Below are 12,558 nucleotides of genomic sequence, written 5' to 3'. Positions count from 1 at the left end.
AGGCGCCCTTTTCCTGTATCTCGGATCGTGTCGCGCTGGCGGGGCGTTACCGCTCGGCCAGAACGCGATCAGCCATGGCGAGATGAAGCCGTTCAACCATCCGCCCATCAAGTGAAATGGCGCCGGCACGCGCGTTCTCGGGCAGGGCGAAGGCCGCGACGATAGCCTCCGCCTCGGCGATCTCGTCGGCGGAAGGCGCGAAGGCGGCCTTTGCCGCAGCGATCTGGCTCGGATGGATCACCGTCTTGCCGTCGAAGCCGAGGTCGCGCCCTTGCGCACATTCGGCAGCAAAGCCCTCCGCGTCTCCGATCGCGTTATAGACCGCATCAAGCACGGTGAGGCCGCCGGCGCGCGCCGCGACGACGATGGATGACAGCAATGGCAGGAGCGTCGCGCGGCCTGGCCCCACGCGCATGCGCGTTTCCTTGGCGATATCGTTCGCGCCGACCACGAGGCAGGCGAGGCCGGTTTCCCGCGCCGCTGTGACGATGTCGCGGAGGTTCAGGAGCGCCGCCGGCGTCTCGATCATCGCCCATAGCGCCAAGTCGCCCGGCGCTCCCGCCCGGCGCATGGCGGTACCGACACTGTCGAGATGGTCCGGGCTGGAGACCTTCGGGATGAGGACCGCATCCGGCCAGCGCGGCGCGTAGGCGAGCGCCGCGACATCATCCGCACCGAAGTCGGTGTCGAGGCCGTTAATGCGCAGGACGACGCGAAGGCCGGCCAGCGGGCCGGCAGGGTCGAGTGCGTCACGCATCGCCCCTCGTGCCTCCGCTTTCATGGCGGGCGCGACCGCGTCCTCCAGGTCGAGGATGATGGCATCGGCATTGAGCGACCGTGCTTTTTCGATCGCGCGGCGATTGCTGGCCGGCATGTAAAGGACACAATGCAGCGGGCCGGCCGGCGCCGGTTGCGATGCTGGACGCGTCATCCTCCTATGCCCGTCATTCGGCGACCCAGCCGCCATCGATCTGCTGCAGCGAGCCGGTGATCGAGCGGGCCGCGTCGGACGCGAGAAACAGGGCGAGCGCCGCCACTTCTTCCACCGTCACGAATTCCTTGGTGGGCTGGGCGGCAAGCAGCACGTCGCGCTTTACCTGCTCTTCCGTCATGCCGCGGGCCTTTGCCGTGTCGGGGATCTGCTTTTCCACCAGCGGCGTCCAGACATAGCCGGGGCATATGGCGTTGCAGGTGATGCCGAAGGTCGCCGTCTCGAGCGCCACGGTCTTGGTCAGCCCGGCGATGCCGTGCTTGGCCGCGACATAGGCCACCTTGAAAGGCGAGGCGACAAGGGCATGGGCCGAGGCGGTATTGATGATGCGGCCCCATTTGCGCGCCTTCATGCCCGGCACGGCGGCGCGGGTGGCATGGAACGCCGCCGAGAGGTTCAGGGCGATGATCATGTCCCACTTTTCCGGCGGAAACTCCTCGATCGGCGCCACATGCTGGATGCCGGCGTTGTTGACGAGCACGTCGACCGTGCCAAACGTTTTTTCCGCCTCGGTGATCAGCTTGGCGCATTCCTCACCCTTGGTGAGATCAGCCGCGACATAGGCGGCCTTGACGCCGAAGTCCTTCTCGATGCTGCTGCGCTCCTTTTCGATCGCTGCCGCGTCGCCGAAACCGTTGATCACCACATTGGCACCGTCGCTGGCGAGAGCGCGCGCTATGGCAAGCCCGATGCCGCTCGTTGATCCGGTCACGACAGCCGTCCGCGATTTCAGTGACATGATGTTACTCCTCAGGGAAAATCAAAGCGTGATCATGAGGCGAGGGAAGGAAGCCTCTTCGAGGGCATCCGATCGGCTGCCAGCTTTTGCAGGCCGCCGAGTGAGTGCCTAAGTCAGGCTGCCAGGTCTTGCAATCTGCCAAGCCATACTACTCGCATGCTGCGATGCAACTGCAAAGCGCCGTGGCCTTATCACTCTTGCATGAAGGCGTTGTCACAGGGAGGTCGCACGGCCCCTTCAAGTTACCGATGGTCGTCACGATGTAAGGGGAGGCGGCATGGGATCCCGGCCACACTGGCGCATCGTGTATGGTCCATGATACGCAAGTGATTGGGATACGGGAGCCCGGCGGTGCGAGCCGGTATGGTCCGATCCGCTCATTCAGGGGCGCGGCGGGTCGGCAGCGGCGGGTGGGGCAACGGCAAGCGAGGTGAGATTGCCGGCAGTGACGATTTCCAAGAATTCGGTTCACGAGACGATGGCTTCATCCCGTACGGGTCAGCACCCGGGCGACACGGGCCATCAGGGGCATGTCCATGGCGATGCGCATGGCCATTCCCACGAGGATGATTGCGATCATGCGCAAGAGCGTGCGGCCCAGGCACCGCAGGCGCTCGCCGCGGCGGAAGCCCTGTGCGAGCGGCTGGGCGTACGGCTGACGCCTATTCGCCGTGAGGTTCTCGAGACGTTGCTCGCTACCCATCGCCCCATGGGAGCCTATGACCTTGTGGAGGATCTGGCCCGGCGTCACGAACGTCGCATGGCGCCGATCACCGTCTATCGGGCCCTGGACTTTCTTCTCGAACATGGCCTCATTCACAAGCTCGCCACGCAGAATGCCTTCGTGGCCTGCCCGCATCAGCATGCCGCGGACGAGCTCGTGATCTTCCTGATCTGCGAGAGCTGTGGCGGCGTGGACGAGATATCCTCGCCCGAGCTCAGCGCCGCTATGCAGGGCATCCGCCGCAAGGCGCGGTTTACGCCACGGGCGGAGGTGATCGAGATCACGGGGCTCTGTGGCCATTGTGGTGCGAAGGCGTGAGGCTCCAAGGCGATAGCCTCCAGGGCAATAGCCACCATGCCCATCGCGTCTGCGTCTTGAAGTGCTCCGCCCCGGCGGATAAGAGTGTCCACCCATGAGTTCCGCCCTGATGGCCCTGCCTGATTCAATGCCTGAACTGAGTGGTCCGCGGCCGCGCCACCGCACGGTGGGGGTGACTGTCGGGAACGTGGTGGTGGGCGGCGGCGCCCCCGTCGCTGTCCAGTCCATGACCAATACGGATACCGCCGACATCGATGGCACGGTGGCGCAGGTCGCCGCGCTGGCGCGGGCGGGGTCTGAACTCGTGCGCATCACGGTCGACCGCGACGAGGCGGCGCGCGCTGTTCCGCACATCCGGGACAAATTGCGCGCCCGTGGCGTCGATGTGCCGATCGTCGGCGATTTTCACTTCATCGGCCACAAGCTGCTGGCGGACCATCCCGCTTGCGCCGAGGCGCTGGACAAATATCGCATCAACCCCGGCAACGTCGGCTTCAAGGAGAAGAAGGACCGGCAATTCGGGATGATCGTCGAGGAAGCGGCGCGGCGCGGCAAGGCCGTGCGTATCGGCGCCAACTGGGGCTCACTCGACCAGGAACTCCTGACCCGCCTGATGGACGCGAACGCGATAGCGGCGCGCCCCTTGCCGGCACGCACCGTGACCCAGGAGGCGATGATCCAGTCCGCGCTTCTGTCGGCGGCGCGGGCCGAGGAGATCGGGTTGCCGCGTAATCGCATCATCCTGTCGGCGAAAGTGTCCGCCATTCAGGACCTGATCGCGGTTTACCGCGAGCTTGCCCGCCGTTCCGATTATGCGCTCCACCTCGGCCTCACCGAGGCGGGCATGGGCTCCAAGGGCATCGTGGCCTCCTCGGCCGCCCTGGGCATTCTCCTGCAGGACGGTATCGGCGACACCATCCGTTTTTCGCTCACGCCCGAGCCCGGCGGCGACCGCACGGTGGAGGTGAAGGCGGCGCAGGAACTCCTGCAGACCATGGGCTTCCGCACCTTCGTACCACTGGTCGCGGCCTGTCCTGGCTGCGGGCGGACCACGTCGACCGTCTTTCAGGAACTGGCGCGTGACATCCAGACATGGATTTCCACGTCCATGCCGGAATGGAAGGCGCGCTATCCCGGCGTCGAGGCGCTGAACGTCGCGGTCATGGGCTGCATCGTCAACGGCCCTGGCGAGTCGAAACATGCCGATATCGGCATTTCGCTGCCAGGAACGGGCGAGATGCCGGCTGCTCCCGTCTTCATCGATGGCGCCAAGGCGATGACACTGCGCGGGCCAACGCTCGCCGCCGACTTCAAGGCGCTGGTATCAGACTATATCGAGCGGCGTTTCGGCATGGGCGAGAGGCGTGCGGCCGAATAGCACGTGTCCCCCCAAGGGCAGGGCTGCCGCATGAGGCACAGAACCGGTTCGGTCGATTTCACGGGGTGGGGTGCCTATGTGGGTTCGCCGGCAATCGTTGGAACTGTGTTTAAGCTTGAGCGTTGATGCATCACGCATTGCGGGCTCCCATCCGCCGCAGATGCGCCGAGGGGCTCGGGTCAGATGAGCGACCTTCGGGTGTCCTTGCTGAAAGCCGACCCCGGAGCAGGTCTCCATGCATAAAGATGCGGCTTTGAGAGAGCGGGACGGCGCCGACGTCGTCGATGGCGATGAAGGCGAAGGCCAATCCCATTCAGCTTCCTTTCCCATCCTGATGCTGGGTGCTGTGGGTGTCGTCTTCGGCGACATCGGCACGAGCCCGCTTTATGCGATGCGCGAGGCGATAGCTGTCGCGACCGGGGGCTCGGCGGTGACGCTGCGGGAAACCGTGCTCGGCGTCCTGTCTCTCATCCTGTGGTCTCTCATCCTGGTCGTGACCTGCAAATATGTGCTGGTCCTGCTGAGGGCGGATAACAACGGCGAGGGCGGCACGCTCACGCTTGTGGCGCTCGTTCAGCGCAGCATTCGCAAGGGCCGCATGGCCATCCTGATGCTCGGCGCCGTGGGGGCGGCGCTTTTTTACGGCGACGCCGTCATCACGCCGGCGATCTCGGTGCTGTCGGCGGTGGAGGGCGTCAAGCTCACGACACCCGAACTCGACCCCTTCGTCGTGCCGATCACCCTCGTGATCCTGATCGCGTTGTTCGCGGTCCAGAGCCGGGGGACCGGCAAGGTGGCGGCGTTCTTCGGGCCGATCATGGCGTTGTGGTTCCTGAGCCTTGCCGGCCTTGGCCTTATCCATATTGCCGACGACCCGGACGTGTTCCGGGCGATCAATCCGATCCACGGCATCGCCTTTCTCGTGCATCACCCGGGTATCGCGCTTTTCATTCTCGGGGCCGTCTGTCTGTCGGTCACGGGTGCCGAGGCGCTCTACGCCGACCTTGGGCATTTCGGGCGCGGTCCGATACGAGCGGCTTGGCTCGGCTTCGTGTTTCCGGCGCTGGTGCTCAACTATTTCGGGCAAGGCGCGCTGGTGCTGAGCAACCCCGCCGCCGCCGACAACCCGTTCTATCGCATGGTGCCGGAGCCGCTCCTGGTTCCCTTCATCTGCATGGCGACGCTGGCCACGATCATTGCCAGCCAGGCGGTGATCACCGGGGCGTTCTCGCTCACGCGCCAAGCCATCCAGCTCGGCCTACTGCCACGCATGCTGATCCGCTTCACTTCGGCGTCGCATTCCGGACAATTCTATATCCCGCGCGTCAATTCACTGCTTCTGATCGGCGTGCTGCTGCTTGTCGTCATGTTCGGGACGTCCAGCGCGTTGTCGCATGCCTATGGCATCTCGGTGTTCGGGGCGATGGTGGTGGACGGCATCCTGGCCATCGTTTTCATCTGGAAGGGCTGGCGTTGGGCGTTCATCGCGGCGTCCGCCCTGATGGCGCCTTTCCTGACAATCGACCTCGCCTTCTTCTCCGCCAATCTGCTTAAGCTGTTCTCGGGCGGATTCGTGCCGCTGATGATGGCGGCTGTGCTGATCCTCATCATGTGGACATGGGTGAGGGGTAGCGCGATCCTCTTCGCCAAAACCCGTAAGACCGATGTACCGCTCACTGAGCTCATCGCCATGCTGGAGAAGAGCCCTCCGCACCGCGTCAGGGGCACGGCGGTCTTCCTCACGAGTGATCCGGACACGGCACCCGCGAGCCTGCTGCACAACCTGAAGCACAACAAGGTTCTTCATGAGAAGAACGTCGTCCTGACGGTGCGCACGGCCGATACGCCCCGCGTCGGCAATGCCGAGCGTGTGGCCATGGAGCGTGTGACGGACAGCTTCTGGCGAATCGAGATGAAATTCGGCTACATGGAAATGCCGAACGTGCCCCGGGGCCTCGCGATCCTGCGCAAGCTCGGCTTCAAGTTCGACATCATGTCGACGTCATTCTTCCTGTCGCGCCGGTCCATCCGGCCGGCCGCCCAATCCGGCATGCCCCTTTGGCAGGACAAGCTCTTCATCGCGCTGGCGCGCAACGCGAGTGACGCGACGGACTTCTTCCAGATTCCGACAGGCCGGGTCGTCGAGGTCGGCACTCAGGTGTCAGTGTGATCAGGCCGGTGTGATCAGGTCCGCCGTTCAGCGGTGAAACGCGCGGCGGCGCGCAGGATGTCCGCTTGTGGGCCGAAGCCCGACAGCGCCGCGATCGCTTGCGCGGCAATGGCATCCCGCTCAGCGCGGGCGGCTGGCAAGCCCAGAATGTCCACCAGGGTTCCCTTGCCCTTGTCCGCATCCTTGGCCGTGCGCTTGCCCATAGCCACCGCGTCGGCCTCTCGATCGAGCACGTCGTCGGCGATCTGGAAGGCCGCGCCGAGGGCCTTGCCATAGGCCACCAGGGCGCTGCGCTCTCCGGCTGTCGCGTGGCCGAGAATGGCGCCGGCCTCGACGGAGAAGGCGAGTAGCGCGCCGGTCTTCATGGCTTGCAGGGTACGGATGCCACCTTCACCAGGCGGGGCATCGCCGTAGCGTCCCTCGGCCGTGAGGTCGAGGATCTGTCCGCCGACCATCCCGCCGAGACCTGCGGCGCGCGCCAGCCCACGCACGAGTTCAAGATGGACCCGCGCGTCATCGGCGCCGTGCGGCGTCGCCGCGAGTTCGAACGCCAGTGTCAGCAGGGCGTCCCCCGCGAGAATGGCGGTTGCCTCGTCGAAGGCGACATGAACTGTCGGTCGCCCGCGCCGGAGGTCGTCATCATCCATGGCGGGCAAATCGTCATGGACGAGCGAATAGCAATGCAGCACTTCCACCGCGCAGGCTGCGTTCATCGCATGGTCCATGTCACGTCCGAGAAGCCGGGCGGCTTCGATGACCAGGAACGGGCGCAGCCGTTTGCCACCACCGAGCACGGCATGGCGCATCGCGGCCATGAGCCTTTCGGGGCGCGCGATCTCACCCTCGCGCAGCTCGGTGGCGAGGTGGCGGGCAAGGGCATTTTCAACGGCCGCCGCGACCTGCGTCAGGCGATCCGCGAATGCGACGTGGCTGTCCTTCTGCAAGCCCTGCTCCCTTGCCTGTCCTCATTCCGCATGGCCGTCCTTCGCATGCCTGACGGAATTTTGCAGCCCCTTACGTCAGTTCGGTCTGTTTTTCCGCGGCCCGTGTAGGCTAAGCTGCAGTGACGATCGTATCGTCCGAGGGCGGCGTTCGCGATTGGCGGGTGTCCGGCGGTGGTCATGAACAACCGGAGGAGTTCTCGCTTGCTCGTGCAGAAGGCAGCGACGTCTGATGGAGCGGAGGCTGCCACGGGCCCGACGAAAACACGCAGGTCCAAGCGTCGCTTCCCCATTCGCCGGATGGTTTGGCGCATTCTCTTCATCGTCCTCGCGCTGCCGGTCCTCCTCGCGCTCATGTATCGTTTCGTTCCTCCGGTCTCGACGCTGATGATCGGGCGGTGGTTTTCCCTGGCGCCCGTCGATCGGCAATGGGTGCCGCTGGAGAGCATGTCGCCCGAGCTCGTCAGGGCGGTTATCGCTGCGGAGGACGCGCGTTTCTGCGGCCATGGCGGTGTGGACTGGGTGGCGTTGAACGATGTCCTGGATGGCGCGGGAGACGACGGACCGGCGCGCGGCGCGTCCACCATCACGATGCAGACCGTCAAGAACGTCTTCCTCTGGCCCGGGCGATCCTACATCCGCAAAGGTCTCGAAATTCCGCTCTCGATGATGGTCGATGTGGTGTGGGGAAAGCCGCGCACAATGGAGGTCTATCTCAACGTCGCTGAATGGGGCGAGGGAATCTTCGGAGCCGAGGCGGCGGCGCGGCACTATTTCGGCAAGGGGGCGAGGCAGTTGTCGCGTCGCGAGGCGGCCCTGCTCGCGGCAGCCCTGCCAAACCCGCTGCAGCGCGACGCCCGGCGTCCAACTCGCTATATGTCCGTTTATGCCGGCCGTATCGGTGCGCGCATGCCCGGCGCGACGATTGGCTGCACAGGACTATGACCGTTGGTCTGGCCGATGGGGTCATTCTGCTGCCAGCGCCGGGAGGTACGGTCCTTTCGGCACGTCTTGAGTTTAAATCTGCCATAGGGGCTAGCCAGAGCGCGGAAGGCCCTGTATAAGCCCGCATCCTTTTGATTGCTGGATGATCCGGGAGCCCGAAGCAGCTCGCGCTTATCCACGGCTCATCGCGCGGAGTTTGTCATGGCCGTTCCGAAAAGAAAAACATCGCCATCGAAGCGTGGCATGCGCCGGTCCGCCGACGCTCTGAAGCAGCCGACCTATATCGAGGACAAGGATTCGGGCGAGCTGCGTCGTCCGCACCACGTCGACCTCAAGACGGGCATGTACCGTGGTCGTCAGGTGCTGAAGCCGCGCGCTGAAGCCTAACTCCCCAGCGATCTGCTTCTACCGTAAAGGCCCGGCTCTGCCGGGCTTTTTGCTTATGGTGCCTGCGCGATCTGCTTCCTCGATGAGCCTGCGTGCAATCTGCTCCAGATGCTCGCTATAGTAGATTGTGTAAATTTGGCGGCAAGCCTTTCATTTCTTGACGTTTCATTAACCAATTCCCAACAGCATGCGCTATAGTGACCCTGAACGAAGGGTACGGAAGCGCGAACCGGTGCGTCCGTTCCCAAGATCAAGAAAGAGCGGCCTGTCGCAGGGCCTCCAAGGCGGATCGGATGGCGCAGAAGGCGCAAATGAGGGATCTGCAGTCGGAGTGCCCGCCAGATGCGGGGGCTGCCGGTGTGATGACGAACTGGGCTCATCTCGCCGAAGCTTTGTCTTCAGGCATGAGCGAGGCCGTGCGCAGCGGCGTTTCGTTCACACTCCTCGTTCTGGCACTCGACAATCTCGATGATTTGAACGGTGAGTTCGGCAGCGACGCGGCCGACGAAGCGCTGAACATCGTTGCCGGGCGCATCGGCAAGGTCGCTCGTCGCCGTGACCAGATCATTCGCCATGCCAGCAACCGCTTCGCGGTACTGCTACGCGGCTGCCCCGTGGCTCAGGTTCGTGGCATCGCCGAGCGCATGGCGCGCGCCGTCGAGGCCACCCCCGCGACGACAAGGCGAGGGGCGGTCCAGCTCAGAGTACGCATGGGCGCGGTGCAGGTCCCTGATCAGGGCTGCAGCGTGGAGGCATTGCTGCGCAATGTCAGTGATGCCTTGCGATCGGCCAAGCTGCGATCCGCTGACGTGCACCGGTCCGGCGACCTTGCGCTCGTGACCCAGACCATGGCGCATGAAGAGATGGCGGCGCCGGCCGTCGTCAATTCAGCCGAGCTCGGTACGCTGGTCGATCCTGTCCGGCTGCTCAACGAACAGCAGGTCATGCTCGCGGGCCAGCCCGTGGTCTCCGCCAAGACGCATGAGATTGCCTTCCACGAAGCCCTCGTGCGCATCAGGCTTGCCGACGGCACCATCATGGGCGCGGCTGAAGCTGTCCCTCTCGCCGAGCGTCACGGTGTTATTCCGCTATTCGACTATCGAGTACTGCAGCTGGCGGTGAACCATCTCATCAAGGCACCGACCGAGCGGCTTGCGATCAATATTTCACCGCTTACGCTGCGAACCAACGATACATGGGCGGCTTTCACGGCTCATCTCGGCGCCAATCCATCCGTCGCCCAGCGCCTCATCGTCGAGTTGACAGAGACCGCCGCGATCGATGACCCCCATATCGTGCAGGGGCGCCTCGCCACTCTCAAGCTTCTCGGCGTGACCATCGCGATCGACGATTTCGGCTCTGGACACACGTCCTTCAGACATCTCCGGAGCTTCCCCGTCGATATTCTCAAGATCGACGGCAGCTTCGTGTGCAACCTCTCCCGGTCAAGGGAGGATCGCTTCTTCACGCGTACGCTGGTGGAACTCGCCCAGCATCTAGGCATCGCCACCGTTGCGGAGTGGGTGGAGGATCGCGAAACAGCATCGATCCTGGCCGATTGGGGCGTGACCTATCTGCAGGGCGATTACATCGGCGCCGCCACCCTGTGGGACGAAGGGCCGCAGCTCTCCACCGCCCGTCGTAACCGCGTCCTGCCACCGCTCATTGATATGCGGGCGAGCTAGGTCCTGGCCCAGCGCTTCCGGCAATCCGGAAGACGCGTGATGGATCGTTAGCGGTGCATCGGGATTCCCCAAGCCCGGCTCTATCAGCGGCAAAGCCCGGTACATCCGCCCTGACAAGAGGCAGGCTCCACCGGGCCGGGCCTATTCCGATCAGTCCTTGCCGATCCGATCAAGCCTCGCCTGCATTTCCGACACCTGACGCCTCAGTTCGCCGAGGTCGTCCTCGTCCGTCGGCGATTTCGGTGCTGGCGCGGCGCTTGATGGCGTGGGTTGAATTCCAGGCGCAGCCGAAAAAGGGGTGAAGAGACGCAGCGCCTCGCTGAACATGGACATATTGGCGCGAACCTGCTCCTCCATCGCCTGGAAGGCGGCGGCTGGACCGAAAGTCTGGCTCATCGTCTCTCGCAGCTTCTGCTGGTCCCGGGTCAGGTTATCGATAGAGAATTCGAGATAGCGCGGTACGAGCGCCTGCATGCTGTCGCCATAGAAGCGGATGAGCTGCCTGAGGAAAGCAACGGGCAGAAGGTGTTCACCGTGCTTATTCTCTTCCTCGAAGATAATCTGGGTCAATACCGAGCGAGTGATATCCTCGCTCGTTTTCGCATCATAGACGACGAAATCTTCACCGGTTCTGACCATGTTGGCCAGATCTTCCAACGTCACATAGGTGCTGCTGCCCGTGTGGTAGAGGCGTCGATTAGCGTATTTCTTGATGACGACCGGCTTGGTTTCATTCGCCATGGCTGCCTTTGTCCGATTCCCTATCAACCCCAGCTACAACGGCTGTGACCTTCAGCCTTTAGGCCTACTTAAGCCTCTTGTGCGTCGCAGCTCCTCCCATGGGAAGGATATGACGTTATATGGGTATCGGAAACTCATTTGTTTGCAATGCACACTGAGGGCCCCCGGCCATGGCGTGAACCTGATATGCTTGACGCCTGTCAAATGCGCCAGCCAAATAGCATCTATAAGAGAAGATCTCTGCGACACCTCACGGGGATCGCGGACAGAACAGGAGACTGAGGATGGCCTCGGACGATATCGTCATTGTTGCGGCGGCGCGCACGCCCGTGGGATCGTTTAACGGATCCTTCGCGTCGGTGCCGGCCCATGTGCTGGGCGCCACCGCCATCACCGCGGCGCTGGGCAAGGCCGGCGTTGCCGCCAGCGAGGTGGATGAGGTGATTCTGGGCCAGGTGCTTGCAGCGGGCGAGGGCCAGAACCCGGCCCGCCAGGCGGCGATGAAGGCCGGCATCCCCGTCGAGAAGACCGCTTGGGGTCTCAATCAGGTTTGCGGGTCCGGCCTGCGCGCGGTCGCGCTCGGGCTGCAGCAGATCGCCAATGGCGATGCGGACATCATCGTCGCGGGCGGCCAGGAATCGATGAGCCTGTCGCCTCATGCCGCGCATATGCGCGCCGGCACCAAGTTCGGTGACATCCAGTTCGTCGACACGATGATCAAGGACGGTCTGTGGGATGCCTTTCACGGTTATCACATGGGCGTGACCGCCGAGAATGTCGCGACCAAATGGCAGATTTCCCGCGAGGAGCAGGATGCCTTCGCGGTCGCCTCGCAGAACAAGGCCGAGGCCGCGAAGAAGGCCGGCCGCTTCAAGGATGAGATCGCGCCGGTCACCATCGCCTCGCGCAAGGGCGACATCGTCATCGACACGGACGAATACATCCGTGACGGCGCGACGCTCGAGGCTATGGCCAAGCTGCGCCCCGCCTTCTCGAAGGAGGGGACGGTCACGGCCGCCAATGCGTCCGGCCTGAACGACGGCGCGGCCGCGCTTGTGCTGATGAGCGCCGCGGCTGCCGAGAAGCGCGGCCTGAAGCCGCTGGCGCGGATCGCGTCCTGGGCGACGGCCGGCGTGGAGCCTGCAATCATGGGCTCGGGGCCCATTCCAGCGGCGCGCAAGGCCCTCGCCAAGGCGGGCTGGAAGGTAGACGACCTTGATTTGATCGAGGCGAACGAGGCCTTCGCTGCGCAGGCCATCGCGGTCAATCGCGATCTCGGCTGGGATACCGGCAAGGTCAATGTCAACGGCGGTGCCATCGCCATCGGCCATCCGATCGGCGCGTCGGGTGCGCGCATCCTGACCACGCTGCTGCATGAACTCGTTCGGCGCGATGCGAAGAAGGGGCTCGCCACGCTCTGCATCGGCGGCGGCATGGGGATTGCTTTGACCGTCGAGCGATAAGCTCACGGGGCCGGACTGAGGGCCCGTTTCAGGGCTATCGCGCAAACTGTCTGGCGCCGGCAACTGACGGTGCCAG

Annotated in this window: 11 protein-coding genes; 7 read left to right on the top strand and 4 right to left on the bottom strand. The window is 64.1% G+C overall.

Annotated features, from left to right (window positions below):
- Positions 1-46 precede the first annotated feature (46 nt).
- Both KIO74_RS13020 and KIO74_RS13015 read right to left on the bottom strand, forming a co-directional pair.
- Complete coding sequence (locus KIO74_RS13020) at positions 47-931, bottom strand: HpcH/HpaI aldolase/citrate lyase family protein (RefSeq protein WP_213332384.1); 885 nt, start codon at positions 929-931, stop codon at positions 47-49.
- 13 nt (positions 932-944) lie between these two features.
- The gene (locus KIO74_RS13015; RefSeq protein ID WP_213332383.1) at positions 945-1,730 is read right to left on the bottom strand and encodes a 3-hydroxybutyrate dehydrogenase; all 786 of its coding nucleotides are present in this window, start codon (positions 1,728-1,730) and stop codon (positions 945-947) included.
- A 478-nt stretch (positions 1,731-2,208) separates the two neighbouring features.
- Between KIO74_RS13015 and KIO74_RS13010 the strand changes: the two genes are divergently transcribed.
- The 3 genes from KIO74_RS13010 to KIO74_RS13000 all read left to right on the top strand — a co-directional run bounded on the left by KIO74_RS13010 (position 2,209) and on the right by KIO74_RS13000 (position 6,320).
- A complete protein-coding gene (locus KIO74_RS13010; RefSeq protein WP_213332382.1) occupies positions 2,209-2,772 on the top strand; it encodes a Fur family transcriptional regulator in 564 nt (187 codons plus the stop codon).
- A 94-nt stretch (positions 2,773-2,866) separates the two neighbouring features.
- Complete coding sequence (ispG, locus tag KIO74_RS13005; protein ID WP_213332381.1) at positions 2,867-4,150, top strand: flavodoxin-dependent (E)-4-hydroxy-3-methylbut-2-enyl-diphosphate synthase; 1,284 nt, start codon at positions 2,867-2,869, stop codon at positions 4,148-4,150.
- 235 nt (positions 4,151-4,385) lie between these two features.
- A complete protein-coding gene (locus tag KIO74_RS13000; protein ID WP_213332380.1) occupies positions 4,386-6,320 on the top strand; it encodes a potassium transporter Kup in 1,935 nt (644 codons plus the stop codon).
- 14 nt (positions 6,321-6,334) lie between these two features.
- On the opposite strand, the gene KIO74_RS12995 is transcribed toward KIO74_RS13000, so the two are convergent.
- Positions 6,335-7,264 (bottom strand): polyprenyl synthetase family protein, encoded by a 930-nt coding sequence (locus KIO74_RS12995; RefSeq protein ID WP_213332379.1) that lies wholly within the window; start codon positions 7,262-7,264, stop codon positions 6,335-6,337.
- Between the two features lie 207 nt (positions 7,265-7,471).
- On the opposite strand from KIO74_RS12995, the gene mtgA reads away from it, so the two are divergent.
- The 3 genes from mtgA to KIO74_RS12980 all read left to right on the top strand — a co-directional run bounded on the left by mtgA (position 7,472) and on the right by KIO74_RS12980 (position 10,278).
- Positions 7,472-8,206 (top strand): monofunctional biosynthetic peptidoglycan transglycosylase, encoded by a 735-nt coding sequence (gene mtgA / locus KIO74_RS12990; protein ID WP_502762111.1) that lies wholly within the window; start codon positions 7,472-7,474, stop codon positions 8,204-8,206.
- A gap of 201 nt (positions 8,207-8,407) precedes the next feature.
- Positions 8,408-8,593 (top strand): 50S ribosomal protein L32, encoded by a 186-nt coding sequence (rpmF, locus tag KIO74_RS12985; protein ID WP_213332377.1) that lies wholly within the window; start codon positions 8,408-8,410, stop codon positions 8,591-8,593.
- 311 nt (positions 8,594-8,904) lie between these two features.
- The gene (locus KIO74_RS12980) at positions 8,905-10,278 is read left to right on the top strand and encodes a bifunctional diguanylate cyclase/phosphodiesterase (RefSeq protein ID WP_213332376.1); all 1,374 of its coding nucleotides are present in this window, start codon (positions 8,905-8,907) and stop codon (positions 10,276-10,278) included.
- A 150-nt stretch (positions 10,279-10,428) separates the two neighbouring features.
- On the opposite strand, the gene phaR is transcribed toward KIO74_RS12980, so the two are convergent.
- Positions 10,429-11,019 carry a polyhydroxyalkanoate synthesis repressor PhaR gene (gene phaR, locus KIO74_RS12975; protein WP_213332375.1) on the bottom strand — a complete coding sequence of 197 codons (591 nt, stop codon included), beginning with the start codon at positions 11,017-11,019 and terminating at the stop codon, positions 10,429-10,431.
- 284 nt (positions 11,020-11,303) lie between these two features.
- Here phaR and KIO74_RS12970 point away from each other — a divergent pair, with 284 nt between their 5' ends.
- Positions 11,304-12,482: an acetyl-CoA C-acetyltransferase gene (locus KIO74_RS12970; RefSeq protein WP_213332374.1), complete on the top strand. Its 1,179-nt coding sequence runs from the start codon at positions 11,304-11,306 to the stop codon at positions 12,480-12,482.
- Positions 12,483-12,558 lie beyond the last annotated feature (76 nt).

Origin of the sequence: Chelatococcus sp. HY11 (genome assembly GCF_018398335.1) — a bacterium.
Lineage (GTDB): Bacteria > Pseudomonadota > Alphaproteobacteria > Rhizobiales > Beijerinckiaceae > Chelatococcus.
The sequence above is the reverse complement of the archived record's forward strand: the minus strand, read 5'-3'. Positions and strand labels throughout refer to the sequence as shown.